The organism is Streptomyces sp. NPDC058291 (assembly GCF_042880855.1).
Lineage (GTDB): Bacteria > Actinomycetota > Actinomycetes > Streptomycetales > Streptomycetaceae > Streptomyces.
The window spans coordinates 113,645-139,821 of record NZ_JBHVYK010000008.1 but is presented as its reverse complement, the minus strand read 5'-3'; the positions used below and the strand labels follow the sequence as shown (position 1 = coordinate 139,821).

The 26,177-nt window shown below is 72.7% G+C and carries 25 protein-coding genes and 1 pseudogene; 23 read left to right on the top strand and 3 right to left on the bottom strand.

What is annotated here, in order from left to right; translation table 11 throughout:
• Window position 1 precedes the first annotated feature (1 nt).
• Entirely contained in the window at window positions 2-1,021 is a 1,020-nt protein-coding gene (locus ACFVYK_RS06520; protein WP_389769307.1) for a TIGR03842 family LLM class F420-dependent oxidoreductase, read from the top strand.
• A gap of 152 nt (window positions 1,022-1,173) precedes the next feature.
• A complete protein-coding gene (locus ACFVYK_RS06515) occupies window positions 1,174-2,703 on the top strand; it encodes an NCS1 family nucleobase:cation symporter-1 (protein WP_389769304.1) in 1,530 nt (509 codons plus the stop codon).
• 77 nt (window positions 2,704-2,780) lie between these two features.
• On the opposite strand, the gene ACFVYK_RS06510 is transcribed toward ACFVYK_RS06515, so the two are convergent.
• Window positions 2,781-3,449: a hypothetical protein gene (locus tag ACFVYK_RS06510; protein ID WP_389769301.1), complete on the bottom strand. Its 669-nt coding sequence runs from the start codon at window positions 3,447-3,449 to the stop codon at window positions 2,781-2,783.
• 282 nt (window positions 3,450-3,731) lie between these two features.
• Between ACFVYK_RS06510 and ACFVYK_RS06505 the strand changes: the two genes are divergently transcribed.
• The 17 genes from ACFVYK_RS06505 (at window position 3,732) to hypE (ending at window position 19,519) form a co-directional block, all read left to right on the top strand.
• Window positions 3,732-4,046 carry a DUF6400 family protein gene (locus ACFVYK_RS06505; protein WP_389769298.1) on the top strand — a complete coding sequence of 105 codons (315 nt, stop codon included), beginning with the start codon at window positions 3,732-3,734 and terminating at the stop codon, window positions 4,044-4,046.
• The gene (locus ACFVYK_RS06500) at window positions 4,033-4,257 is read left to right on the top strand and encodes a hypothetical protein (RefSeq protein WP_389769295.1); all 225 of its coding nucleotides are present in this window, start codon (window positions 4,033-4,035) and stop codon (window positions 4,255-4,257) included. Before ACFVYK_RS06505 ends, ACFVYK_RS06500 begins: the two co-directional genes overlap by 14 nt.
• A gap of 230 nt (window positions 4,258-4,487) precedes the next feature.
• Window positions 4,488-6,230, top strand: a complete 1,743-nt coding sequence (locus ACFVYK_RS06495; protein ID WP_389769348.1) for a hydrogenase maturation protein — start codon at window positions 4,488-4,490, stop codon at window positions 6,228-6,230.
• A gap of 101 nt (window positions 6,231-6,331) precedes the next feature.
• The gene (locus ACFVYK_RS06490) at window positions 6,332-7,405 is read left to right on the top strand and encodes a hydrogenase expression protein HypE (RefSeq protein ID WP_389769293.1); all 1,074 of its coding nucleotides are present in this window, start codon (window positions 6,332-6,334) and stop codon (window positions 7,403-7,405) included.
• A gap of 102 nt (window positions 7,406-7,507) precedes the next feature.
• Window positions 7,508-9,289: a nickel-dependent hydrogenase large subunit gene (locus tag ACFVYK_RS06485; protein WP_389769290.1), complete on the top strand. Its 1,782-nt coding sequence runs from the start codon at window positions 7,508-7,510 to the stop codon at window positions 9,287-9,289.
• Window positions 9,286-9,825, top strand: a complete 540-nt coding sequence (locus tag ACFVYK_RS06480; RefSeq protein ID WP_389769287.1) for a hypothetical protein — start codon at window positions 9,286-9,288, stop codon at window positions 9,823-9,825. Before ACFVYK_RS06485 ends, ACFVYK_RS06480 begins: the two co-directional genes overlap by 4 nt.
• Window positions 9,822-10,481, top strand: coding sequence for a DUF5947 family protein (locus tag ACFVYK_RS06475; protein ID WP_389769286.1), 660 nt, complete (start codon window positions 9,822-9,824; stop codon window positions 10,479-10,481). Before ACFVYK_RS06480 ends, ACFVYK_RS06475 begins: the two co-directional genes overlap by 4 nt.
• Window positions 10,478-11,170 (top strand): DUF6084 family protein, encoded by a 693-nt coding sequence (locus ACFVYK_RS06470; protein ID WP_389769283.1) that lies wholly within the window; start codon window positions 10,478-10,480, stop codon window positions 11,168-11,170. The genes ACFVYK_RS06475 and ACFVYK_RS06470 overlap by 4 nt, the downstream gene beginning before the upstream one ends.
• A complete protein-coding gene (locus ACFVYK_RS06465) occupies window positions 11,167-12,597 on the top strand; it encodes a hypothetical protein (RefSeq protein WP_389769281.1) in 1,431 nt (476 codons plus the stop codon). Before ACFVYK_RS06470 ends, ACFVYK_RS06465 begins: the two co-directional genes overlap by 4 nt.
• Window positions 12,594-13,160 (top strand): hydrogenase maturation protease, encoded by a 567-nt coding sequence (locus ACFVYK_RS06460; RefSeq protein WP_389769279.1) that lies wholly within the window; start codon window positions 12,594-12,596, stop codon window positions 13,158-13,160. The genes ACFVYK_RS06465 and ACFVYK_RS06460 overlap by 4 nt, the downstream gene beginning before the upstream one ends.
• Window positions 13,157-13,261, top strand: coding sequence for a DUF6893 family small protein (locus tag ACFVYK_RS06455; RefSeq protein WP_389769277.1), 105 nt, complete (start codon window positions 13,157-13,159; stop codon window positions 13,259-13,261). The genes ACFVYK_RS06460 and ACFVYK_RS06455 overlap by 4 nt, the downstream gene beginning before the upstream one ends.
• Window positions 13,262-13,405: 144 nt before the next feature.
• Entirely contained in the window at window positions 13,406-13,804 is a 399-nt protein-coding gene (gene hypA / locus ACFVYK_RS06450; RefSeq protein WP_389769274.1) for a hydrogenase maturation nickel metallochaperone HypA, read from the top strand.
• Between the two features lie 3 nt (window positions 13,805-13,807).
• On the top strand, window positions 13,808-14,563 hold the full coding sequence (gene hypB / locus ACFVYK_RS06445) for a hydrogenase nickel incorporation protein HypB (RefSeq protein ID WP_389769271.1): 756 nt from the start codon (window positions 13,808-13,810) through the stop codon (window positions 14,561-14,563).
• Window positions 14,560-16,944 carry a carbamoyltransferase HypF gene (gene hypF / locus ACFVYK_RS06440; protein WP_389769268.1) on the top strand — a complete coding sequence of 795 codons (2,385 nt, stop codon included), beginning with the start codon at window positions 14,560-14,562 and terminating at the stop codon, window positions 16,942-16,944. The genes hypB and hypF overlap by 4 nt, the downstream gene beginning before the upstream one ends.
• A gap of 67 nt (window positions 16,945-17,011) precedes the next feature.
• A complete protein-coding gene (locus ACFVYK_RS06435; protein WP_389769266.1) occupies window positions 17,012-17,317 on the top strand; it encodes a HypC/HybG/HupF family hydrogenase formation chaperone in 306 nt (101 codons plus the stop codon).
• Window positions 17,314-18,441 carry a hydrogenase formation protein HypD gene (hypD, locus tag ACFVYK_RS06430; protein ID WP_389769263.1) on the top strand — a complete coding sequence of 376 codons (1,128 nt, stop codon included), beginning with the start codon at window positions 17,314-17,316 and terminating at the stop codon, window positions 18,439-18,441. Before ACFVYK_RS06435 ends, hypD begins: the two co-directional genes overlap by 4 nt.
• Window positions 18,434-19,519 carry a hydrogenase expression/formation protein HypE gene (gene hypE, locus ACFVYK_RS06425; RefSeq protein WP_389769260.1) on the top strand — a complete coding sequence of 362 codons (1,086 nt, stop codon included), beginning with the start codon at window positions 18,434-18,436 and terminating at the stop codon, window positions 19,517-19,519. The genes hypD and hypE overlap by 8 nt, the downstream gene beginning before the upstream one ends.
• A 9-nt stretch (window positions 19,520-19,528) precedes the next feature.
• Here hypE and ACFVYK_RS06420 read toward each other — a convergent pair whose 3' ends face one another.
• Window positions 19,529-19,915 carry a hypothetical protein gene (locus ACFVYK_RS06420; protein ID WP_389769256.1) on the bottom strand — a complete coding sequence of 129 codons (387 nt, stop codon included), beginning with the start codon at window positions 19,913-19,915 and terminating at the stop codon, window positions 19,529-19,531.
• A gap of 304 nt (window positions 19,916-20,219) precedes the next feature.
• On the opposite strand from ACFVYK_RS06420, the pseudogene ACFVYK_RS06415 reads away from it, so the two are divergent.
• The 4 genes and pseudogenes from ACFVYK_RS06415 to ACFVYK_RS06400 form a co-directional block, all read left to right on the top strand.
• Window positions 20,220-20,650, top strand: a pseudogene (locus tag ACFVYK_RS06415) (gamma-glutamyltransferase); the annotation flags it as partial.
• A 102-nt stretch (window positions 20,651-20,752) separates the two neighbouring features.
• Window positions 20,753-21,616 carry an inositol monophosphatase family protein gene (locus ACFVYK_RS06410; protein WP_389769253.1) on the top strand — a complete coding sequence of 288 codons (864 nt, stop codon included), beginning with the start codon at window positions 20,753-20,755 and terminating at the stop codon, window positions 21,614-21,616.
• Between the two features lie 405 nt (window positions 21,617-22,021).
• Window positions 22,022-23,434 carry a phytoene desaturase family protein gene (locus tag ACFVYK_RS06405; protein WP_389769250.1) on the top strand — a complete coding sequence of 471 codons (1,413 nt, stop codon included), beginning with the start codon at window positions 22,022-22,024 and terminating at the stop codon, window positions 23,432-23,434.
• Between the two features lie 35 nt (window positions 23,435-23,469).
• Window positions 23,470-23,979: an O-acetyl-ADP-ribose deacetylase gene (locus tag ACFVYK_RS06400; protein ID WP_389769247.1), complete on the top strand. Its 510-nt coding sequence runs from the start codon at window positions 23,470-23,472 to the stop codon at window positions 23,977-23,979.
• Window positions 23,980-23,983: 4 nt separating this feature from the next.
• Here ACFVYK_RS06400 and ACFVYK_RS06395 read toward each other — a convergent pair whose 3' ends face one another.
• Entirely contained in the window at window positions 23,984-25,993 is a 2,010-nt protein-coding gene (locus ACFVYK_RS06395; RefSeq protein WP_389769244.1) for a M1 family aminopeptidase, read from the bottom strand.
• Window positions 25,994-26,177: the final 184 nt, after the last annotated feature.

The window sequence follows — 26,177 nt, the reverse complement described above, 5'->3', positions numbered from 1 at the left end:
CATGGACTTCGGACTCGTCCTGCAGACCGACCCGCCGGCCTCCAAGGTCGTCAGCCTGATGCAGCGCGCCGAGCGCAACGGCTTCACGCACGGCTGGACCTTCGACTCCGCCGTGCTCTGGCAGGAACCGTTCGTGATCTACAGTCAGATCCTGGCGAACACGCAGACGTTGACGGTCGGGCCCATGGTGACCAACCCCGGCACCCGCACCTGGGAGGTCACCGCCTCCACCTTCGCCACCCTCAACGACATGTTCGGCAACCGGACCGTGTGCGGCATCGGCCGCGGCGACTCCGCGATGCGCGTCGCGGGACGCGCCCCGAACACCCTGGCCCGGATCAGCGAGGCCATGAAGGTCATCAGGGCGCTCGGCTCCGGTCAGGAGGCCGATCTCGGCGGCACGGTCGTCAGGTTCCCCTGGATCAAGGAGGACGCCAGGCTCCCCGTCTGGATGGCGGCGTACGGTCCCAAGGCGCTGAAGATGACCGGCGAGGAGGCCGACGGCTTCATCCTGCAACTCGCCGACCTGTACCTGACCGAGTACATGGTGAAGGCCGTCAAGGACGCCGCCGTCGCCGCCGGCCGGGACCCGGCCGAGGTGAAGATCTGCGTCGCCGCCCCGGCCTACGTCACCGAGGACGACTCGCCCGAGGCGCTGGCCCACGCGCGGGAGCAGTGCCGGTGGTTCGGCGGCATGGTGGGCAACCACGTCGCCGACCTCGTCTCCAAGTACGGCGCGCACTCCGCCGCCGTCCCCGACGAGCTCACCGACTACATCAAGTCCCGCGAGGGCTACGACTACTCCCACCACGGGCGCGCCGACAACCCCGACACGGCGTTCGTGCCCGACGAGATCGTCGAACGGTTCTGCGTCATCGGACCCGTCGAGAAACATGTCGAGAAGCTGACCGCGCTGCGCGAACTGGGCGTCGACCAGTTCGCCGTCTACGACATGCACGACGCGCAGGAGGCCACCATCGACGCGTACGGCACGACGGTGATCCCGGCCGTCAACGCCTGACCCCGCCCGTCCCCAGGGGCCCCGTCCGCCTGTCCTCAGGAGCAACTCCCCATCCCCCCACTCCAGTTCTCCCCTCCTCCACCTCCCCGGAGGAGGGGACCGGAGACCCGCACGGCCTTTCCGGATCCGCCCCTCGTTTGATTGGCCTGCCCATGACCGACACCGCTCCCACGGCCATACCGCCGACCGCTCACGTCACCCTGGCCGACGGCCGGGTGGAGATCGCCCCTGGTTCGCCGCAGCCCAGCGGCCCGTACGCCAACGAGGACCTGCTGCCGGTCCCCGTGGAGAAGCGCACCTGGACCACCTACAACTTCTCCGCGCTGTGGGTCGGCATGGCCCACAACACGGCGTCGTGGACGCTGGCCTCCGGTCTGATCGCCGTCGGCATGGACTGGAAGCAGGCGGTGTTCACCATCGGCCTGGCCAACCTCATCGTGCTGGCGCCGATGCTGCTCACCGGGCACGCGGGCCCGAAGTACGGGATCCCCTTCCCGGTCTTCGCCCGCGCCTCGTTCGGCGTCCGCGGCGCCAACCTCCCCGCCGTCGTCCGGGCGTTGGTGGCCTGCGGCTGGTTCGGCATCCAGACCTGGATCGGCGGCGAGGCGATCTACTTCCTCGCCGGGAAGCTGATCGGCGCCGGCTGGTCCGACGCGGGGAAGATCGGCGGCTACGCCTGGACCATGTGGCTGTCGTTCGCGCTCTTCTGGGTGCTCCAGGTCGCCGTCATCTACCGGGGCATGGACACGATCCGCCGCTTCGAGAACTGGGCGGCGCCCTTCGTGCTCGTCGGCGCGCTCGTGATGCTGGTCTGGATGAGCGACAAGGCAGGCGGTTTCGGCCCGTTGCTGGACCAGCCGTCCAAGCTCGGCTGGGGCGGCGACTTCTGGAAGCTGTTCTGGCCGTCCCTCATGGGCATGATCGGCTTCTGGTCGACGCTGTCGCTGAACATCCCCGACTTCACCCGCTACGGCACGTCGCAGAAGGCGCAGACCTGGGGGCAGGCGCTCGGCCTTCCCACGACCATGACCCTGTTCGCCCTGCTGTCGGTGCTCGTCACCTCCGGTTCACAGGCCGTCTACGGCGAGACGATCTGGGACCCGGTACAGCTCGCCGCCAAGACGGACAACGTCTTCGGGCTGCTGTTCGCGCTGGTGACCGTCCTGGTGGCGACCCTGTCGGTGAACATCGCCGCCAACCTCGTCTCGCCGGCCTTCGACTTCTCCAACATCGCGCCGCGCAGGATCAGTTTCCGCACCGGCGCGCTGGCCACCTGTGTCCTCGGCGTGCTGATCTTCCCGTGGAAGCTGTACTCCGACCCGCAGGGCTACATCTTCACCTGGCTCGGCCTGGTCGGCGGTCTGCTGGGCACGGTGGCCGGCATCCTCATCGCCGACTACTGGATCCTGCGCCGCGGCAAGCTCGACCTGACGGACCTGTACCGCAGGGGCGGCCGCTACTGGTACGACGCCGGCTGGAACTGGCGGGCCGTGGCGGCCTTCGTGACCGGCGGAGTGCTGGCCGTCGGCGGCGCCGACTTCAAGCCGCTGATCGACGGTCGGCCGATCCCGGCGCTGGAACCCCTCGCCGACTACGGCTGGGCGGTCGGCCTCGGCGCCTCGACCGTCGTCTACCTGGCCCTGATGCTGCTGCGCGGGCGCCGGGAGGAAACCGCCGTCTGACACGCACGACGGCGGCGACACCGCACGCTACGGCCAAAGGAGCGCTCGCGCCCCTGCGGCCGTCGCGTGCGGATCGATCAGCTCTTGCGGCCGCTCTGCAGGGCGGCCACCGCTTCCTTGGCCGCCTTGATGGCGCCCTTGTTGATCTCGTCGGTGCCGGGGGCCTTCTTCGACTCGAAGTCGCTGCCGTTGTAGTTGACGACGACCAAGGCGTTGGACACCTGGGCGATGACGACGCCCTCGCGGGTCTGCTGCTTGTCCTGCGTCGTCAGGTTGACCACGGAGTAGGCCGCGCTGCCGAGCCCCGGCACCGTCCCGCCGCCGCTCTTCTCCTTGACGCGCTCCTGGTAGGAACTGCGCGCCGCGTCGTCCGAGTCCGCGATCTCGAAGGAGATGTCGAGCCAGCGGTAGTCGTACCCCTTGAGGGCGTTCCACGAGCAGGTGCGGCGCAGCGAGGTGTCCGTGGACGGGATCTCCTTGCCGGCCGTCTTGGCCCCCGGCACCAGCGCGGAGACCGTCTTCGCGGCGACACTGGCACAGGGCGCGGGCGCGGCGCCGTAGGTCTTGGACACGGCCGTCGTGGACGGCTCGGACGCCTTCTCGGACTGGGTCGTGCGGGTGTCCTCGGCCGCGGTGTCCCGTGTTTCGGTGGGCGGGCCGGACGACATCGCCCAGCCCGCACAGGCGAGGACGACCACGGGGGTCAGACGCGCGGTGAGGGCGAGCGGCAGGGGCAGAGAGCGCACGGCGCACTTTCGTGGGGGACGGTGCGGACGGAGTCCGCGATGCGGACGGTGGACGCCAGTGTCACACGACTCCCTGTGGGGCGGAAGCGAAAACTCGCTGCGTGCACGGCCGGTGACGAAGTGCCGCGCCAAGGCGCCGACTTCGCCGGGACATTGGTGCGTATACGGACGAATCGGTCCCGAGGCGCCCTTCAGGCCGCCGCCCCGCCGACAGGCGGTTCCGTTGTGACGTCTCCCACCCGCTCTTGCCCGGACGAGGATCGCTTCCCTACGTTCGGTCGCATGTCCACCCACGACCGCGCTCTTCCCGGCGACCCGGACGAACCCGCCGCGGCGAGCAGGCCCGCGGCGGACCGGCCCGACGCCCTGCCCACGGCCGACCTGGTCGTCGACCTCGGCGCACACGACATGCTCCGGCGCGCCCACGTCCTGGACGCTCTCGGCCCCGACTGGGACCCCGTCGCCGCACTGCGCGGCGAGGAGGCGGCGTACGGGCTGCTGTACTCCGGCCTCAGCGCGGAGCAACAGCGTGTGTACGACGAGCTGGTCTCGGCCGGTGTGCTTCCGCGGCGAGGAGACGGCCATGCTGCCGCTTGACCCGCACGCGGACCTGGGGCGCCGCGCCTGGGTGGCCTGCCCGAACTGCGACGACCGTCGCGGGTGCGCCACGTGCGAGCAGGGACGCACCTGCTCCGAGCACTGGCGCTACCTGCTCTCCCACGTCGGCAGCCTGCTCCACCTCCAGTGCCGCTCGTGCACCCACATCTGGGCGCACGAGACCCGTTTCGGCGCCACCCGCTCCCCGTGAGAGCGCATCGCCGGCGGCCTGCGACGACGGTGATCATCGGGAACCGCTGAGCCGGTGACGCCGGGGCGTCCGTGCCGCCGCGGGCGGTGGCCGGTGAGGCCGGACGGCGGAGCGGCGCCCGCTTTCGGATGACCGTGCCGCCTGCCGCCGGGGACGGCGGTCCGCCGTGGCCGAGGATCGCGTCGGTGGCCATCGCTGCCTGCCGTTCGCCCGCCCGCCCGGAGGCAGCCGTGCACATCCTGATCCTGGCCAGTGCGTTCAACAGCCTCACCCAGCGCGTCCACGCCGAGCTGCGCGACCGCGGCCACCGGGTGGCGGTGGAACTCGCCCTGCCGGGCGGCTCGCTGCCGGATGCCGTGCGGCGCCATGCGCCCCAGCTGGTCGTGGCGCCGATGCTGAAGTCGGCGATCCCCGAGGAGGTCTGGGCGGCGTATCCCTGCTTCGTCGTCCATCCGGGGCCCGTGGGCGACCGCGGGCCCTCCTCCCTGGACTGGGCGATCCACGAGGGCGTCGACCAGTGGGGCGTCACCGTCCTGCAGGCCGACGCGGAGATGGACGCCGGCGATGTGTGGGCCGAGGCGCCCTGCCGGCTTCCCGAGGCGTCCAAGAGCGAGCTGTACCGGGGCGAGATCGCCGATGCCGCACTCGAGGCCGTCCTGCTCGCCGTGGAGCGCTTCGCCGGGGGCGCCCACGTGCCGCTCAGGCAGGACGCGGCCCGCGCGGCGGACGCCCGCCTGCGTACGCGTCCGTACCTCGACCAGAGCGTCCGGCGGATCGACTGGGCGGAGGACTCCACGCGCACCGTGCTGCGCAAGCTGAGGGCGGCGGACTCGCAGCCCGGAGTGCTGGACACGCTGCTCGGGGGCGAGTGGTACCTGCACGGCGGTCACCCCGAGGGCGTGCTGCGCGGCCGGCCCGGCGAGCTGCTGGCGACCAGGGCCGGGGCGATCTGCCGGGCCACCCGGGACGGCGCCGTGTGGATCCCCGAACTGCGGCCCCGGCGCGAACCCGGTCGGCCCCCCACGTTCAAGCTGCCCGCCGTGCGGGCCCTGGGGGACCGGCTGCCGCCGCTGCCCGAGAGGCCGGCGCCCCTCTCGCCCGGCGACCGGGACCGCACCTGGGCGGACATCCGCTACCGCGAGGACGGCGAGGCGGGCTTCCTCTCCTTCTCCTTCCCCGGCGGCGCCATGAGCACCGAGCAGTGCCGGCGTCTGCTGGACGCCTACCGGGAAGCGTGCGCGCGTCCCACGTCGGTCCTGGTGCTGGGCGGCGACCGGGACTTCTTCTCCAACGGGATCCACCTCAACGTCATCGAGGCGGCCGACGATCCCGCCGCCGAGTCCTGGGCGAACATCAACGCGATCGACGACCTGGTCGAGGCGGTCCTGACGACGACGGACCGGCTGGTGGTCTCGGCGGTCGCGGGCAACGCCGCGGCGGGCGGGGTCATGCTCGCCCTGGCGGCCGACGAGGTGTGGTGCCGCTCGGGGGCCGTGCTGAACCCGCACTACCGCCTGATGGGCCTGTACGGCTCGGAGTACTGGACCCACACGCTGCCGCGCAGGGTGGGCCCCGAGACGGCCGAGCGGCTCCTGCGCGACGCCCTGCCGGTGAGCTCGGCGGGCGCGCTGCGCCTCGGGCTCGTCGACCGCGTCGTCGACAGCGGTCCCGGCGGGTTCGCGCGGGAGGTCGGGGGCCTGGCGGTGCGGCTGGCCGCACTGCCGGGGACCGCGTCACGGATCGCCGCCAAGAAGACGGAGCTGGACCGGCTGCAGAGCGCGACCCCGCTGGCCGGCTTCCGTGAGCGGGAGCTCACCCGGATGCGCCGGACCTTCGACGATCCCGACGCGCCCTATCACGCACTGCGTCGTAGCTTCGTCCACAAGGAGCGGCCCTCGTGCACCCCGCCGCACCTTCGCCCGGCCGCGGTTGCGGAAACCGGCCCGACCCCCTCTGCCGCGGACGTCACCTGAACGGCCCTCGTCGGCGTCTCATCACGGCCCCGCGGCTGTTACGAAGAAACCGACGGCCGAAACGCAGGCTTTCATCCCTTACCTCCCCAGGAGGCGGTCCCATGACTGAGGCGACGGCGAAGACGGACGGCGCTGCGCCCGCCGACGAGACACCCACGATCCACATTCTCTGGATCAACGCGGGTCTGAGCTGCGACGGCGACTCCGTCGCGCTGACCGCGGCCATGCAGCCGAGCATCGAGGAGATCGTGCTCGGCGTGCTGCCGGGGCTGCCGAAGATCGCCGTCCACTGGCCGCTGATCGACTTCGAATGCGGTCCGATCGGCGGCTCGGACACGTTCATCGAGTGGTTCTTCAAGGGGGAGCGGGGCGAGATCGACCCGTTCGTGCTGGTCGTCGAGGGGTCCATCCCCAACGAGGCGATCAAGCCCGAGGGCTACTGGTGCGGGTTCGGCGACGACCCGGAGACCGGTCAGCCCATCACCACCAGCGAGTGGATCGACCGGCTGGCCCCGAAGGCCCTGGCGGTCGTCGCGATCGGCACCTGCGCCACCTACGGCGGCATCCACGCCATGGCGGGCAACCCGACCGGCGCGATGGGCGTGCCCGACTACCTCGGCTGGGACTGGAAGTCCCACGCCGGCATCCCCATCGTGTGCGTCCCCGGCTGTCCCATCCAGCCCGACAACTTCTCCGAGACGCTCACGTATCTGCTCTACCAGGCGACCGGCGCCGCGCCGATGATCCCGCTCGACGACAAGCTGCGGCCCACCTGGCTGTTCGGGGCCACGGTCCACGAGGGATGCGACCGTGCGGGCTACTACGAGCAGGGCGAGTTCGCCCTGTCGTACGACTCCCCGAAGTGCCTGGTCAAGCTGGGCTGCTGGGGGCCGGTCGTCAAGTGCAACGTGCCCAAGCGCGGGTGGATGAACGGGATCGGCGGCTGCCCGAACGTCGGCGGCATCTGCATCGCCTGCACCATGCCCGGGTTCCCCGACAAGTTCATGCCGTTCATGGACGAACCCCCCGGCGCCAAGGTCTCCAGCACGGCCAGCGGCGCCTACGGAGCCGTGGTGCGCAAGCTGCGCTCGATCACGGCGAAGACGGTGGAGAAGGAGCCCAGGTGGCGCCGTACCGGAGAGAAGATCACCACCGGTTACCGGCCGCCCTGGTGACGCCCCGCCCCGACCGACCGCGCGTGACCCACGACCGACTCGCTTCTGCTTCGCGCACCCCACGACCCGACCTCCCGCGCAACGAAGGGCACGGCAAAGACGATGGCAACGACGAAGGCGGCCGGTGACGGCAGCGGCCTGGTGGAGATGGCCTGGGACCCGATCACCCGGATCGTGGGCAGCCTGGGCATCCACACGAAGATCGACTTCAAGCAGAAGCGGGTCGCGGAGTGCTACAGCACATCGTCGGTGTTCCGCGGCTACAGCGTCTTCATGCGCGGCAAGGACCCGCGCGACGCCCACTTCATCACCAGCCGCATCTGCGGGATCTGCGGCGACAACCACGCCACCTGCTCGGTGTACGCGCAGAACATGGCTTACGGCGTGAAGCCTCCGCACCTCGCCGAGTGGATCATCAACCTCGGCGAGTCCGCCGAGTACATGTTCGACCACAACATCTTCCAGGAGAACCTGGTAGGGGTCGACTACTGCGAGAAGATGGTCAGGGAGACCAACCCCGGCGTCCTCGAACTCGCCGAGCGCACCGAGGCCCCGCACGCGGCCGAGCACGGCTACCGCACCATCGCCGACATCATGCGCTCGCTGAACCCCCTCGAAGGGGAGTTCTACCGCGAGGCCCTCCAGGTCAGCCGCTACACACGCGAGATGTTCTGCCTGATGGAGGGCCGCCATGTGCACCCCTCCACCCTCTACCCGGGCGGCGTCGGCACCATCGCCTCCGTGCAGCTCTTCACGGACTACCTCAGCCGCCTGATGCGCTACGTCGAGTTCATGAAGCGCGTCGTCCCCCTGCACGACGACCTGTTCGACTTCTTCTACGAGGCGCTGCCCGGCTACGAGGAGGTGGGCCGCCGCCGTGTCCTGCTCGGCTGCTGGGGCGCGCTGAACGACCCGGAGTACTGCGACTTCACCTACGCCAACATGACGGACTGGGGCCGGCGGATGTTCGTCACGCCCGGCATCATCGTCGACGGCAAGCTGGTCACCAACGACCTCACCGAGATCAACCTCGGCATCCGCATCCTGCTGGGCAGCTCCTACTACGAGGACTGGCAGGGCCAGCAGCAGTTCGTCACCCACGACCCGCTCGGCAACCCGGTGGACCCGCGCCACCCGTGGAACCAGCACACCATCCCCGCCCCGCAGAAGCGGGACTTCGACGACAAGTACAGCTGGGTCATGTCCCCCCGCTGGTTCGACGGCAAGGACCACCTCGCCCTGGACACCGGCGGCGGCCCCATCGCCCGCCTGTGGTCCACCGCCCTGTCCGGGCTCGTCGACATCGGCTACGTCAAGGCCACCGGGCACAGCGTGGTCATCAACCTGCCGCGCACCATGACCAAGCCGGAGACCACCTTCGAGTGGAAGATCCCGAAGTGGTCCAACGCGCTGGAACGCAACCGCGCGCGCACCTACTTCCAGGCGTACTCCGCCGCCGTCGCGCTGCACTTCGCGGAGAAGGGGCTGGAGGAGGTCCGCGCCGGACGCACCCAGACCTGGGAGAAGTTCGAGGTGCCGCAGGAGGGGATCGGCGTCGGCTTCACCGAGGCGGTCCGCGGAGTCCTCTCCCACCACATGGTCATCCGGGACGGCAAGATCGCCAACTACCACCCGTATCCGCCCACTCCCTGGAACGCGAGCGTCCGCGACACCTACGGCACCCCGGGCCCCTACGAGGACGCCGTGCAGAACACCCCGATCTTCGAGGAGAACACCCCGGAGAACTTCAAGGGCATCGACATCATGCGCGCCGTCCGCAGCTTCGACCCCTGCCTGCCCTGCGGCGTACACATGTACGTCGGCGGCGGCAAGACGGTGAAGTCGATGCACGTGCCCACCGGCCTGAGCGGACTGGGCGGATGAGCGCGCCGACGGCGGCGCGACCCGTCGACGCGGAACAGACCGGGCGCCGGGTCGAGGAGGTGCTGGACCGGCTGGCCGGGAGCGACCCGGCCGCCGCGGCGGCGGCCGAGGAACTGGTCCGCTCCCTCATGGACTTCTACGGCTCCGGCCTGGCCCGCGTCCTCCACCTGCTCTCCGCCGCTCCGCCGGGCGACGCCCTCGCCCACCTGCTCGGCGACGAACTCGTCGCGAGCCTCCTCGTTCTGCACGACCTGCACCCCGAGGACCGCGACACCCGCATCGCCCGTGCCCTCGACAGCGTCCGGGAACACGCCCTGGACGTCGTGGACTTCGACGAGGAGAGCGGCACCCTGACCCTGCGGTCCCGGGAGGCCGGGGGCTGCGGTTGCGGCTCCGGCGCGAGCGCCCGGGAAGCCGCGCGGACAGCCCTCGCCTGCTTCGCCCCGGAGGTCACCGCCGTCGACGTACGGACCGCGCCCGCCGGGCCCGCGCTCCTCCAGATCGGTACCGGGCCGGCGCCGACGGGGACCCGATGAGCGCATCCCCCGCGCCCGTCCGCCGGGCGCACCCCGTCGTGGGCCTGCGCAGGTTCCGCACCGAGCGACCGCCCCGGCCCGAGCGCTGCGAACTGTGCGCGGTGACCGTGCCCGAGGCGGACCATCGCCACCTGGTCGACACCGAGAAACGCGCCCTCGTCTGCGCCTGCGCCGCCTGTGCGCTGCTGATGGAACAGCCGGGCGCCGCCGCGGGCCGCTTCCGCACCGTCCCGTCCCGCTACCTCACCGACCCCGGCCACCGCCTCGACGAGAGCGCGTGGGACGCGTTGCAGATCCCGGTCGGCGTCGCCTTCCTGTTCCGCAACGCGGCGCTCGACCGGCTGGTCGCCCTCTACCCGAGCCCGGCCGGGGCCACCGAGAGCGAACTCGAACCGGCGACCTGGACGGCGGTCCTCGGCCGCAGCCCCCTTGCCGAACTCCTCGAACCCGATGTCGAGGCGCTGCTGCTGCGCCGCACCGACGGCCGCTTCGAATGCCACCTCGTACCGATCGACGTCTGCTACGAACTCGTCGGCCGTATGCGCCTGTTGTGGCAGGGCTTCGACGGCGGAGCCGAGGCCCGCGCCGCGCTGGACGCGTTCTTCGCGGACGTCCTGCGTCGGGCCCGGCCGGTGGACGAGGCGGTGCGCCCGTGACGGAGTTCTCCTTCGCCTGCACCGGCGTCCGCGCCGACCGGTACGCCGCCGGACCGACCCTCGTCTTCCGGCTGCGCGTCACCGCGTCCGGCGACACCCCGGTGCACGCCCTCGCGCTGCGCTGCCAGATCCGCGTCGAACCGGCCCGCCGCGGCTACGGGTCCGCCGAGGCCGACGGCCTCGCGGACCTCTTCGGCGAGCGTTCCCGCTGGGGCAGCACACTCCAGCCGGTGCAGTTCGCCCAGATCTCGGTCATGGTCCCCGGTTTCACCGGTGAGACCGAGGCCGACCTGGTGGTGCCCTGCACCTACGACATGGACATCGCGGCCACCCGGTACCTCACCGCTCTCACCGACGGCGAGGTCCCGCTGCTGATGCTGTTCTCCGGTACGGCGTTCACCGGAGCGGGCGGCTTCCGGGTCGAGCCGGTCCCGTGGGACCGGGAGGCGGCCTACCGGATGCCGGTCGCGACCTGGCGGGAGATGATCGAGCAGCACTTCCCCGGATGCGGCTGGATCCGGCTGCCGCGCGACACCATGGACGCCCTCCTCGCCTACCGCTCCCGGCGCGCGCTGCCCTCCTGGGAGGCGACCCTCAAGGCCCTCCTCGACGACGGCGGCGCCGTCGACCCGCCCCGCGGCGACCCGCTGCGCGCGCTCACCGGCACCACCAAAAGGACGGATCCGTGACCGTCACCGCGTTCGCCTCCGAGACGGAGGCGCGGTTCGCCCTGGCCCGGCAGGTGGCCGACGCCGTCCTCTTCGAGGGCTATGTGCTCTACCCGTACCGCGCCTCGGCGGCCAAGAACCGGCTGCGCTGGCAGTTCGGCGTGCTGGTGCCGCCCGGCTGGGGCGCCGAGTGCGAGGAGCACGACTTCCAGCACACCGAATGCCTGATGGAACCGAAGGAGGGCGCGACCCTCTCGGTCGAGGTGCGCTTCCTGCACGCCCGCCGGCGCACGGTGCAGCGGGCCCGCCCGGACGGCGGCTTCGACACGGTCGCCGAACTCCGCCTCGAAGACCGGGTGCTGATGCCCTGGGACGAGGGGACCGAGGAGCGCGTCGAGGTGGTCGCCCCGGTGGAGGACCTCCTCGGCGACGGTGTCACGCACCCCTTCCGGCGCCCCGCCGGGGAGGACGCCGAACCGGTCCTGGACGCGGCCGGCCGCGTCGTGGGCCGACTGCTGCGGCGGCGCGAGGAGATCAGCGGGACGATCCGGCTGTCCGCCCGCGAGCTCGACGGTCCCTACCGGGCCGTGCGGCTGACCGCCGTCGTCGAGAACACCAGCGACTGGACGTCGTCCGACGGCCGTGACGCCGGCCGGGACGCGGCGCTGCCGCACTCCCTGGTGGCCACCCACACCCTCATGGCCCTCAGCGCCGGATCGTTCCTGTCGATGACCGATCCCCCGGAGTGGGCGAAGGGCGCGGTCGCCGCCTGCCGCAACCTGCACACCTGGCCCGTCCTCGCCGGCGAGCCAGGCAGCGCCGACCTCGTGCTGTCCTCGCCGATCATCCTGGAGGACCATCCGGCCATCGCGCCGGAGAGTCCCGGCGCGCTCTACGACGCCACCGAGATCGACGAGATCCTCGCGCTGCGCACCGCGGCCCTCACCGACGAGGAGAAGCGCGAGGCCCGCGGCACCGACGAGCGGGCGGCCGCCGTGATCGAGCTGGCGGACTCGATGCCGGCGGAGGTTCTGGAGCGGCTGCACGGGGCGGTGCGCGGTCTGCGCGAGGCGACCGGCCGGGGCCCCGCGGCCCCGGACGACGGCTTCCCCGACGAGTACGGGGTGCAGCGCCCGGACACACCCTGGTGGGACCCCGCGAGCGAGGCGGGCTTCGACCCGGCGCGCGACCACGTCGTCGTGGACGGCCGGCGGGTGGGCAAGGGCAGCCGCGTCGCGTTGCGCCCGGGCCGGCGTCGCACCGACGCGCAGGACATCTTCCTGCACGGCCGCACCGCGAAGGTCGAGGCGGTGCTGCACGACGTCGACGGCGGGGTGCACCTGGCGGTCACCGTCGAGGGTGACCCGGGCGCCGACATCCGCCGCGAGCAGGGACGGTTCCTGTACTTCCAGCCCGACGAGGTCACCCTGCCGGAGGACGAGGCATGAACCCCTCCCCACCGGCAGGCCCCAGGACGCTCGTCGCGGGCATCGGCAACGTCTTCCTCTCGGACGACGGCTTCGGCGTGGAGACGGCCCGCCGGCTCGCCGAGCGCGGCCTGCCCGCGGACGTCGAGGTCGTGGACATCGGCGTGCGCGGAGTGCACCTCGCCTACCAGCTCCTGGACGGCTACGACACCCTCGTCCTGGTGGACGCCACGGCGCGCGGCGAAGCCCCCGGCACCCTGTACGTGATCGAACACGACGTCGGCGGCGCGAGCCCCTCGCCCCCCGCGCCCGCGCTGGACGGCCACCGGATGACCCCGGACACCGTCCTCGCCCTGCTGGGCGCCCTGTGCGCCGGGACGGGCGGCGAACCACCGCGCCGCGTCCTGGTCGTCGGCTGCGAACCGGCCTCGGTGGACGAGGGCATCGGCCTCAGCGCGCCGGTGTCCGACGCCGTGCCGGAGGCCGTCCGGCTGATCGAAGAGCTGCTGCACGGCGGCGAGCCGGGAGAGTCCGCGCCGCGGGCCACGGCCGGTGGGATCTCGACACGAGGAGAGACGGGATGAAGAAGTTCGTCATCGGCGGAGCGGCCCTGGCGGCCCTGGTGGCCATCGGCGCGGAGGTGTTTCCCGACCTGAGGCGCTATCTGCGGATCCGACGGATGTGAACCGTGGGCGCCGCCGGTGTGCCGCGCGGTTGCGTCGAACGGAGTACCCGCCGACCGGTGACGGCGCGCCGGGCCGTACGACCCGGCCGCGCGCGCCTCTAATGAAGGCCGGCCGGGGGCAAGGGCGCACGAGGACGGAGACCCATGCACGAGATGTCCGTCGCGCTGGCCGTCGTCGACCAGGTGGCTGAGGCCGCCGAGCGGGCCGGTGACGTCACGACGGTGCGGTCGGTACGGCTCCAGGTGGGCGAACTGGCCGGCGTCGTCCCCGACGCGCTCGCCTTCTGCTTCGAACTGGTCTGCGCCGGAACCCTGCTGGAAGGCGCCGAACTGGTCACCGAGACGGTGCCGGGGCGGGCGCGCTGCACGCCCTGCGCACACGAATGGGCCGTCGGCATGCCACCCCGGCTGACCTGCCCGGGCTGCGAGGGGACGGACACCGAGCTGCTCGCGGGGCGGGAACTGCAGATCGTCGACGTGCACTGGGTGGACGGCGGCCCCGCGCACGCCCCCACCCGCGAACCGATCTCCGAGGAGCGCTGAACCATGTGTCGTGTCGTCGATCTGCGCCAGGCCGTACTCGCCAAGAACGACGCGAGCGCCCATGAACTGCGCGCCCACCTCGCCGGCCGGGGCGCCGCGGTCGTCAACCTGCTGTCCAGTCCGGGCAGCGGCAAGACCGCGCTGCTGGAACGGGAACTGGTGCTGGCGCGGGAGCGGTCCGTTCCCGTCGCGGCGCTGAGCGCCGACCTCGCCACCGAGAACGACGCGGCCCGCCTGGCGCGTTCGGGCGTCCCGGTCAAGCAGGTGCTCACCGACGGACTGTGCCATCTGGAGGCGGGGATGCTCGCCGGGCACCTGGACGGGTGGCTGCCGGACGGCACCCGGCTGCTGTTCGTGGAGAACGTCGGCAATCTGGTGTGCCCGGCCTCCTACGACCTGGGGGAGACGCTGAGGGTCGCTCTCGCCTCCGTGACGGAGGGCGAGGACAAGCCGCTCAAGTACCCCACCGCCTTCGGTCTCGCCCACCTCGTCGTGGTCACCAAGACCGACATCGCCGAGGCCGCCGAGTTCGACGAGGACGCGTTCCGCGCGAACGTCGAGCAGGTCAACCCGGGAGTCGAGGTGATCCTGACCTCGGCGCGCCGGGGACAGGGGATCGGCGCGCTGCTCGACCGGGCGATGGCGGCCGCGGACGGCGCACCCGTCCACGCGCCGGTCATGGCCCGGTCGCACCCTCACCACGGTCACACCCACGCGCACCCGGAGGCCGCCGGCACGATGGCCCACACCCACCCGTGAGCGCTCCGCAGGCCCCGGCCGCCGTCACCGAGGACACCCCGCGACGCCGCCTGGTCACCGTCCGGGGAGTGGTGCAGGGCGTGGGCTTCCGGCCCTACCTGTACGGCCTCGCCACCGAACTCGCCCTGTCCGGACACGTGACCAACACCCCGGAGGGCGTCGTCGTGGAGGTCGAGGGCACCGCCTCGGCCGTGGCCCGGTTCTGCGACCGGATCGCCGCCCAGGCGCCCCCGCTGGCCCGCGTCGACTCCGTCCACCACCGGGAGGTGCCTCCCGCCGGCGGCGCCGGGTTCACCATCCTCACCTCCCGCACCGGCGGACCCGCCCGCACCCTGGTCTCCCCGGACTCCGCCACCTGCGCGGACTGCCTCGCCGAGCTGGCCGACCCCGCGGACCGGCGCCACCGCCATCCGTTCGTCAACTGCACCCACTGCGGCCCGCGCTTCACGATCGTCACGGGCGTGCCGTACGACCGGGCCCACACCACCATGGCCGACTTCGCGATGTGCCCCGACTGCGCCCGCGAGTACGCCGATCCGGCCGACCGCCGCTTCCACGCGCAACCGGTCGCCTGCCCGGCCTGCGGGCCGCGGCTGCGGCTGCTCGTCGCCCGGCGGCCACAGCCCCCGAGCGTCGACGAGGGGGATCCGGTCGCCGGCGCGCGCGCCCTGCTGGCCCGGGGCGCGATCCTCGCCGTGAAGGGCCTGGGCGGATACCACCTGGCCTGCGACGCCACGAACCCCGCGGCAGTCGCTCTGCTGCGACGCCGCAAGGCGCGCGGGGACAAGCCGTTCGCCGTCATGGCCAGGACCGCCGACGACGTCCGCCACCTCGTCCGGCTGGGCCCCGAGGAGCGGAGCCTGCTCGAAGGCCGGGACAGGCCGGTCGTCCTCATGAGACGGCGTCCACACGCGTCGGGCACGGCCGGGGACCCGCGGCCCGCCGAGGCCGTCGCGCCCGGCAGTCCCGACCTCGGGGTGCTGCTGCCGTACACGCCCCTGCACCATCTGCTGCTGGGCCTCCCGGGAGACCCGGACGGCCCGCGGCTGCTCGTCATGACCAGCGGCAACGTGTCCGGCGAACCGATCGTCACCGACGACACCGAGGCCCTGGAGCGGCTCGCGCACCTGGCCGACGCCTGGCTCACGCACGACCGCCCGATCCACGTCCCGTGCGACGACTCCGTGGTCCGCGTCTGCGACGGACAGCCGCTGGTGATCCGCCGTTCCCGTGGTCACGCCCCGCTGCCGCTCGCGCTGCCGCTGCCCGTGCGGCCGGCCCTCGCCGTCGGGGGAGACCTGAAGAACGCCTTCTGTCTGGGGGAGGGCCGCCGAGCCTGGCTGTCGGCGCACATCGGCGACATGGACGACCTCGGCACGCAGCGCGCCCTCGAACGGGCCGTGGAGCACCTGGAGTTCATCACGGGCGTACAGCCGGAAACCGTGGCGTCCGACCGGCATCCCGGCTACCGCTCCACCCGATGGGCCGACCGGAACGCGGCGCGCCGCCCCGTCGTACGCGTCCAGCACCATCACGCGCACATCGCCTCCGCGATGGCCGAGCACGGGCTGGACGGCGCCCGGCCGGTGATCGGCGTCGCCTTCGACGGAACGGGCCACGGCGACGACGGCGCCGTGTGGGGCGGGGAGTTCCTGCTCGCGGACTACGACGGCTTCACCCGGTTCGGGCACCTCGCGTACGTCCCGCTGCCCGGTGGCGACGCCGCGGTGCGCCGTCCGTACCGCATGGCGCTGGCCCACCTGAGGGCGGCCGGGATCGCCCGGTCCGCGGACCTCGCCTGTACGACCGCCTGCCCGCCCGACGAACTGAGGCTCCTGGAGAAGCAGTTGGAGCGGGGCTTGCACTGTGTGCCCACCTCCAGCATGGGCCGGCTCTTCGACGCCGTGTCCTCTCTCGCCGGGGTGTGCCACCGCGCCGGGTACGAGGCGCAGGCCGCCGTCGAACTGGAGGGCGCCGCTCTGTCCGCACCCGCCGAGGACTCCACCGCGTACGCCTTCGCCCTGCGCGCGGCGCGGGAGAACACGGGCGGCGCCGTACGGGCCGACCCGGCGCCCGTGCTCGCGGCCATCGTCGACGACCTGCGCGCGGGCGCCGGGCCGGCCCTGGTCGCGGCTCGCTTCCACCGCGGCGTGACCGGCCTGGTGCGCCAGGTCTGCGCGCTGGCCCGTGAGCGGCACGGGCTGGGCACGGTCGCCCTGACGGGCGGCGTGTTCGCCAACACGCTGCTCTCCTCGGCCTGTGCCGCCGCCCTGCGCGAGGACGGCTTCACGGTCCTGCGGCACCGCCTGGTGCCGCCGAACGACGGTGGCCTCGCGCTGGGCCAGCTGATGGTGGCCGCCCGGGCCGTGCCCACCGACTGAGCAACCGACTGAGCAACCGACTGAGCAACCGATCGAGCAACGCGCGACCGACAGCGAGGAGAGGCCCATGTGCCTGGCGGTACCCGGCAGAGTGCTGGACATCGAGGACCGGGACGGTACCCGGATGGCCACCGTCGACTTCGGCGGCGTGGTCAAGGAGGTGTGCCTGGAGTACCTGCCCGACCTCCGGGTCGGCGAGTACGCGATCGTCCACGTCGGCTTCGCCCTGCAACGGCTGGACGAGGAGTCGGCGCGGCAGACACTCGAACTCTTCGCCGAACTAGGCATGCTCCAGGAGGAGTTCGGCGATCCCTGGGAAGCGGCGGCGGCCGTGCAAGCGGACGAGGACGCTGTGCGGGAGGTGCGGAAGTGAAGTACATCGACGAGTTCCAGGACCCGGAGCTGGCACGCCGGCTCCTCGACGACATCCATGCCACGGTGACCAGGCCGTGGGCGCTGATGGAGGTGTGCGGAGGCCAGACGCACAGCATCATCCGCCACGGCATCGACCAGCTCCTGCCGGACGAGGTCGAACTGATCCACGGGCCCGGCTGTCCGGTGTGCGTGACCCCGCTGGAGGTCATCGACAAGGCGCTGGAGATCGCCTCCCGGCCGGGTGTGATCTTCTGCTCCTTCGGCGACATGCTGCGCGTGCCGGGCACCGGGCGTGACCTGTTCCAGGTCCGCGGGGAGGGCGGTGACGTACGCGTCGTCTACTCGCCGCTCGACGCGCTGCGGATCGCGCGCCAGAACCCCGACCGCGAGGTGGTGTTCTTCGGCATCGGCTTCGAGACGACGGCGCCCCCCAACGCCATGACCGTCCACCAGGCCCAGAAACTGGGCGTCCGCAACTTCAGCATGCTGGTGTCCCACGTCCGGGTGCCGCCGGCCATCGAGGCGATCATGTCGTCGCCGAGCTGTCGGGTGCAGGGCTTTCTCGCGGCCGGCCACGTGTGCAGCGTGATGGGCGTGGAGGAGTACCCGGAACTGGCGGAACGCTTCCGCGTCCCGATCGTCGTGACGGGCTTCGAGCCACTGGACATCCTCGAAGGCGTGCGCCGGGCCGTCCGCCAGCTGGAACGCGGCGAGCACACGGTCGACAACGCCTACGCCCGTGCCGTCCGCCCGGAGGGCAACCCGGCCGCCCGGGCCATGCTGGAGGACGTCTTCGAGGTCACCGACCGGGCCTGGCGCGGCATCGGGGTGATCCCCGACAGCGGGTGGCGGCTGTCGTCGAAGTACCGCGACCACGACGCCGAGCACCGCTTCTCGGTCGGCGGGATCCGGACGCAGGAGCCCGCCGAGTGCCGCAGCGGAGAGGTTCTGCAGGGGCTGCTCAAGCCGCACGAGTGCGAGGCCTTCGGCACCCTGTGCACCCCCCGCACCCCCCTGGGAGCCACCATGGTCTCCAGCGAGGGCGCCTGCGCCGCCTACTACCTCTACCGCCGTCTGGACGTGCCCACCACCGCGGCCCGGGAGGCGAGCCCCGTTGTCTGACACCACCGATCTCCCCGCCCCCGTCCCCGCCCTGGATCTCGAAGCGTGGACGTGCCCGGCGCCGGTACGCGACCGGCCCCGCGTCGTCATGGGCCACGGCGGCGGCGGAGTCCTCTCCGCCGAACTGGTCCAGCAGATCTTCGCCCCCGCCTACGGGGGCGAGAAGCTGGCCCAGCTCGGCGACGCCGCCGTCCTGTCCCTGGGGGGCGCCCGGCTGGCGTTCTCCACCGACTCCTACGTGGTGCGGCCGCTGTTCTTCCCCGGCGGCAGCATCGGCGACCTGGCGGTCAACGGCACCGTCAACGACCTCGCCATGAGCGGCGCCCGGGCCGCCTACCTCTCCTGCGGGTTCATCCTGGAGGAGGGCGTCGAGCTGGACGTGGTCAGGCGGGTGTCCGAGGCGCTGGGCGCGGCCGCGCGCACGGCCGGCGTGGAGGTGGCCACCGGCGACACCAAGGTGGTCGAGTCCGGCCACGGCGACGGGATCTACGTCAACACCGCGGGCATCGGTCTCGTCCCCGCGGGCGTCGACCTGCGGCCGCAGCGGGTCGTCCCGGGCGACGTCGTGATCGTCAGCGGAGCCATCGGCGCCCACGGGGTGGCGGTCATGAGCGTGCGCGAGGGCCTGGAGTTCGGCGTGGAGGTCCAGAGCGACTGTGCGGCGCTCGGCGGCCTGGTCGACGCCATGCTCGGCGTCACCCCGGACCTGCACGTGCTGCGCGATCCCACCCGGGGCGGCCTGGCTGCCGCGCTCAACGAGATCGCCGCGGCCTCCGGTGCGGGGGTGGTCGTCCGGGAGCGCGACGTCCCGGTGCCGCCGGCCGTGGCCAATGCCTGCGCCATCCTCGGCCTGGACCCCATGTACATCGCCAACGAAGGGAAGCTGGTGGCGTTCGTCCCGCGCGAGCACGCCGACGCCGTACTCGAGGCCATGCGGGCGCATCCGCTGGGCGCGGAGTCCGCGATCATCGGCGAGGCCGTCGAGGCGCATCCCGGCATGGTCGTGGCCGGCACCGGACTGGGCGGCACCCGGGTGGTCGACCTGCCGATCGGGGAGCAGCTGCCGCGGATCTGCTGATACCGGTCGTCAGCCCCGGCGGTGCCCGGACGGCGGATCCTGTGGGTCCACGCCGGTCGTGGCGGAGGCGTCCCTGGCGCCGCTGGGGCGCTGGGCGCGGCCCTGGCGTCCGGTGTCGCGTCGGCCCTTCTCGTCCGCGTCGCCGTACTCCTCTCCGCGTGCGCTGTGACTCTTGACCGTGTCACCCGGAACGGACTTGCTCTCCTCGGCGGACCTGGTCCGGCCCCGGCCTCGTTCGCCGGCGTGCTCCGCCGCATGGAAGGAGCGCTCGGCGCTCGGGTTGTCCTGCTGGCGGGTCTCGTCCACATCGGGTGACCAGCCGTGCTGCCCGGCGCCCTCGTGACGGCTCGGTCCCTCGCCGTGCGGTGGCTCGGACGAACGTGGTTTCTTCGACATGCTCCGACCTTCCTGTTCATCGGTCCGTGGGGACGGGGGACAAGGGGCACTCATGACAAGGCTGTCTGAATTATCCCTTTGTGCGGTACTTCGCGCACATTGCGGGTCGCGCTGAGGCGCCTGCGTCGGACGGCCACCGTGCGCAGGGCACCTGCGGCCTCCTCCGGTGGAGCGGGAGGCCTGGGGAGGGCCGGAGGGCCGGAGGGCGGCCCAGCCGTGTCGGGGTGCCACCCCCTCGGCCCGGCTCCTAGGTCGGCGGCTTGGATCCTGGGGGATCCGGGGCCGATCCGGGGCGGGGCAGAGACCGCCACGCCGCCCCCGCACCACGCTCACCCCCTCGATCGCCTTGCGCGGCGGAACGCCGGTGCTGCCTTCGGCACTCCCGGCGGCGACCAGCAGGACCAGTGGCAGCTGCACTTCCTGCTCGCCGTCACGCTCCGCGCGCGGGTCCGCGGCGGCCTCGACCTCCAGGGCGCGATCGACGCCCCGAACCGGCACGACGACGCCTTCCCGGGCTCCTTCCATCCGCGCGGGATGCGGCCGGGCAGCGTCACCGTGGAGTCCCGCATGCCGGCCGAGGCGGTGCGCGAACTGCGACGGCGCGGCCACGACGTCACCGTCGGCGACCCGTGGTCCGAGGGCCGGCCGTGCGCGGTCGCCCGCGACCCCGCGACCGGCGTCCTGTCGGCGGCCGCCGACCAGCGCGGGATGCGGGGGTACGCCGTCGGGCGCTGACCCTCCGCGTGCGGGGGCGGCGCGCCCGGTCGTTCATCCTGATTCCACCCGGGATGCACCGGGCGGGCGGGGATTGTCAGTGGGACGTGCTCTCATGGAGGCATGATCGAAGACACGGAAACCATCGACGAGTTTCTCGCCCGCCACTCGGCCGACGTGGAAGAGGCGGTCCGCAAGGCCGCCGCGGCCGAGATCATGCCCCGCTTCCGGCAGCTCGCCGCGCACGAGGTGGACCAGAAGAACGGACCGCACGACCTGGTGACGGACGCCGACCGCAACGCCGAGCTGTATCTCACGGAGGTCCTCGGCGCCCTGTTGCCCGGCTCGGTGGTCGTGGGCGAGGAGGCGGTGCACGCCGATCCGGCGTCCTACGAGGCGATACAGGGCGACACGCCGGTCTGGATCGTCGACCCCGTCGACGGGACGCGTCAGTTCGTGCACGGCGACGACGGCTTCTGCACCCTGGTCGCGCTCGTCCGGCACGGCGTCCTGCTCGCCTCCTGGACCTACGCGCCGGCCCGCGATCAGCTGGCCACGGCGGTGCGCGGCGGCGGCGCCTTCCTGGACGGCGAGCGGCTGTTCGCCGGCCCGCCCGGGCCCGGCCGCGCCCTGACGGTGGCCACCTCGCACCCCGACTACACGAGCGACGAGCAAAAGCGCGCCCTGCTGGGGCTGTGGACGGACGGCGTCGCCCCGCGCCCGTGCGGCTCGGCCGGCCTGGAGTACCTCGCCGTCGCCCGGGGAGAGTTGGACGCCACGGCGTTCTCCTGGGAGGCGGCCTGGGACCACGCGGCCGGACTGCTGCTCGTCGAGGAGGCGGGCGGCGCCCATCTCACCCTCGCCGGCGAGCCGTTCCGCGTCACCGGCGGCAACTCCCTGCCGTTCACGGCGGCCCGGGACGCGGCGACGGCCCGACGCGTGACGGGACTGCTCACGGGCGGCGAACGACGCCGAGAGGCTTCCTGAGCGGAACCACTGCCCCGGGACGGCGCCGGACGGGACGGACTCCTGGACCGTGACGGCTCGCGGGTCCGGCCTCCGGGCCGTGACGGCTTCGCGTCGGACCGGCTCCCAGCGGGAAGGCCCACGCGGGCCGGGCGCTTCCCCGGGCGGGACGACACCGGCCGGCGGGCGCTTCCCGCGCGGGAACAGACCCTGCGGGGATGGGCGACGCCTGCGGGGGGCGAAGCGGCGGGTTCCGCGCTCCGACGGGTGCGGCGCTCCGACGGGTGCGGCGCTCCGGCCGGTGCCGTGCTCCGGCCGGTTCCCCGCCCCGCGCCGCCGGTCTCGTCGTACCCCCGGCATATCCTGATCGCGGGGGGCCACCAATCCACGGGGTCACCGGCTGACGAAGGGGTCGAAGTGCCGTCGATGCTTGATGCGGTCGTGGTGGGAGCGGGGCCCAACGGGCTGACCGCAGCGGTGGAGCTGGCCAGGCGCGGTTTCTCCGTGGCGCTGTTCGAGGCGCGGGACACCGTGGGCGGAGGAGCGCGCACCGAGGAACTCACCCTGCCGGGCTTCCGGCACGATCCGTGCGCCGCCGCGCACCCCCTGGCGATCAACTCGCCCGCCTTCCGGGCCCTGCCCCTGGAGCGCTACGGCCTGGAGTGGCTGCACGCGGAGCTGCCCATGGCACACCCCTTCCTCGACGGCAGCGCCGCGGTGTTGTCCCGGTCCGTCGCCGAGACGGCCGCCTCCTTCGGCCCGCGTGACGCGGGGGCGTACCGCCGCCTGGTCGAACCCTTCCTGCCCCGGTGGGACACCCTGGCCCGCGACTTCATGTCCCTGCCGCTGACCGCGCTGCCGCGCGACCCGCTGACCCTGGCCCGCTTCGGCCTGGTCGGCCTGCCTCCGTCCAGCTGGCTCGTCCGGCGCTTTCGCGACGAGCCGGCCAAGACCCTCTTCGCCGGGCTCGTCGCCCACGTCATGGCCCCGTTGAACGGCCTCGCCACCGGCGCCGTCGGCCTCGTCTTCGCCCTCGCCGCGCACGCCCGCGGCTGGCCGGTGGCCCGCGGCGGATCCCAGTCCCTCTCCGACGCGCTGGCCGCCTACCTCGAGGACCTCGGCGGCCGCATCCACACCGACTACGAGGTCAAGCGCCTGGACGACCTGCCCCCGGCCCGTGCCTACGTCTTCGACACCTCGCCCACCGCCCTCGCCCGCATCGCCGGCTTCGGCAACCACTACGAGGGCTACAAGTACGGACCCGGAGTCTTCAAGATCGACTACGCGCTCGACGGCCCGGTCCCGTGGACGGCCGAGGAGGCGCGGGCGGCCGGCACCGTGCAGATCGGCGCGGACAGCGCGGAGATCGGCGCCGCCCTGCGGGCCGTCTCACGCGAGGGCCGGGCGCCCGACCGCCCCTTCATGATCACGGTCCAGCCCAGCGTGGTCGACCCCACCCGCGCCCCGGCCGGCAAGCACGTCTTCTGGGCGTACGGGCATGTGCCCAACGGCTGGACCGGCGACCTCACCGACGTCATGGAACGCCAACTGGAACGCTTCGCACCGGGGTTCCGCGACCGCGTCCTCGCCCGCGTCACGGCGGGCCCCGCCGAACTCGCCGCCCGCAACGCCAACTACGTCGGCGGGGACATCGCCTCCGGAGCGGTCTCCGGCCTCCAGGCCCTGCTGCGCCCCAAGCTGACCGCGTTCCCCTACGCCACCCCGCACCCGGCCGTCTTCCTCTGCTCCTCGGCCACGCCGCCCGGGCCGGGCGTGCACGGCATGTCGGGCCACAACGCGGCGAAGGCCGTGTGGCGCCGGCTGCGACGGCACGGCTGAGCGGCCGGGCGGTCCCCGTTGGTATACACGAGCTCATGACCACGATCACCCTCGTCCAGGGCGACATCACCCGCCAGTCCGTGGACGCCATCGTCAACGCGGCCAACTCCTCACTGCTCGGCGGGGGCGGCGTCGACGGCGCCATCCACCGCCGGGGCGGCCCCGAGATCCTCGCCGACTGCCGCCGGCTGCGCGCCTCGCACTACGGCAAGGGGCTTCCCACCGGCCGGGCGGTCGCCACGACCGCGGGCGCGCTGGACGCGCGCTGGGTGATCCACACCGTGGGGCCCGTGTACAGCGCGGCCGAGGACCGGTCGGAGCTGCTGGCCTCGTGCTACCGGGAGTCGCTGCGGGTCGCGGACGAGCATGGCGCCCGTACGGTCGCCTTCCCGGCGGTCTCCGCGGGGATCTACGGCTGGCCGATGGACGACGCGGCCCGGATCGCCGTCGAGACGGTCCGGGCCGCGCGGACGAACGTAGAAGAGGTCAGGTTCGTCCTCTTCGACGAACGGGCCTACGAGGCGTTCGCCCGGCAGGCCGGTTGAGGGCTCAGCCCTCGATGCGGTGGGTGCTCCAGAACGACGTCAGGTCCGTGGCCGTGGCGGCCTGGGCGGCGGCCTTGAACTCGGCCGTGGTCGAGACGCCGTACCAGTGCGCAGCGGCGTAGTCCTTCAGCAGCTTGGCCATCGCCGTGTCGCCGAGGAGCCGACGCAGGTCGTGCAGGGCGCACTTGCCGTACCCGTAGACGACGGTCGAGTACCGGGAGGAGTGGGCGTCCCAGTACGCCATCGAGGCGGTGATCTTCTCCGCCGACGAGGCCCACGAGACGCCGCTCCAGCACCCGCTGCCCGTCTTGCCCTGCGCCAGGTCGGTGGCGTAGTCGGTGAAGGACTCGTCCAGCCAGGGGCTGTTGTACTCGTCGTCCCCGACGATCCCGTACCACCACTGATGGCCGATCTCATGGGTCAGCGCCGTGGTGCTGACCAGGTCGAGGACGAAGCCGGGGTACTCCATGCCGCCGAACCAGAAACTGTTGTCGATGACGGCGTCCAACTCGCCGTACGGGTAGGCGCCGAAGCGGGAGGCGTGGGCGTCCACGGCGGTCTTGGCGGTGGTCAGCATCGACTGGGCGTCGGCCGAGCTGATGCCGGAGACGGAGTACACGTTGATCGGCGTCCCGGCGGCCGAGACGCCGGAGATCTTGCTGAACGGACCGGCGGCCCAGGCGAAGTCACGCACCTTGGAGGCGGTCGCCGTGGTCACGGTGCGTCCGCTGGAGCCGGCGGCGTCGGCCGAGGTCCCGGTGGCCGGCACCAGCAGGCTCGTCGGGTGGTCGAGGGTCACCCGGAAGTCGGCGGCCTGCGAGTAGAACGACTCGCCGTTGTTCGTGTACGGGTCCAGGTGCCAGCCCGCCCCGTCCTTGACCGCCAGCACGGGCAGCGCGTTGCCGACGAAGCTGAACGCTCCGTCGTGACCGAACCGGTCGGCGCCGCTGGGCACGGTGATGCCCAGGTCGAAGCCGATCGTGGCGCTCTGTCCCTGCGCGAGGGGCGCGGCCAGGGTGATCTGCAGGGCCGTGCAGCCGACCGACAGGGCGCCGGCGGCGCCGCCGGTGACGTTGCTGACCGCGATCGGCATCGCGGAGCAGGTCCCGTGGTAGTTGTCCCACAGCCGCAGGTACACCTCGCCGAGCGCGGTGGACGAGGCGTTGGTGAAGGTCGCGCTCTCGTGACCGGTCCAGACCGTGCCGGCGGTGTTGGAGCTGAGGGCGACGGTGTACGACGGGGCGGCCGGGGTGCGGGTCGAGTCGCCGGGCGGCACGGTGTCGCCGGAGGTGTCGAGCGCGATGTCGTCGAGGACGAAGCTCGACTGGAGGCTGGAGTCCTCGACGCCCGTGAAGGAGAGGCCGACGGTCTGGCCCGCGAAGGCGGACACGTCGAACGACTTGCGCACGTAGCCGGTGTTCTTGTCCAGGTTCGAGTAGGTGGCCAGCGTCGTGGAGCCGATCTTGGCGGTGAGTTTGTCGTACGCGGTGGACGACGTGGTCTCGGCGGTGTCGACGTGCAGCCAGAAGGTGAGGGTGGCGGCGGCGCACCCGGACGGGACGGTGACGCTCTGGGAGAGCGTGTCGGTGTGCGTGCCGCCGACTCCGTCCAGCCAGGCGAAGGCGGCGCCGCCGTGGGCGCTCTGGCCGGTGCGGCTGGTGATCACACCGGTCGAGGACTGCGACCACGGCGACACGCCGCTCTCGAACCCGCCGTTGACGACGACCTGGGCGGGCGTGCAGGCGGCGGCCGCCGGGGCCGCCTTCCCGGGCGCCCGGCCGTCCGCGGCGGAGGCATCGCCCGGGGTGGCGTGCGCGGGTGCGGCCCGGTGCGGGGCGGCGGCTGCGGCCGGGTCGGCGGCGTCCAGGGGCGCGGCGGCCGACGCGGCCGCGGCCCTCCCGGACGGGGCGGCAGCCGGCGCGGCCGCTACGGGTGTGGCGGGGAGCGAGACGGCGGCCATCGCGGCGAGGGTGAGTGCGCTCGCGGCGAGGGCCTTGCGGGGCGTGGGTCTCACACGTGGCTCCTTTGCGGCGGCCGGGTTCGCGGCCTGCTCGGTTGCTGTCCCTCTCGGTGTGGGTGTGCCGGAGGGCGGTGCGCGACGGCTGCCGGAAGCGTGACAGATTTGACGCGACCATGCCATCAGGTGCGGGTAAAGGGTCCGCTGGAGACCCACGACCCTCACCGTCACACCGTGACGC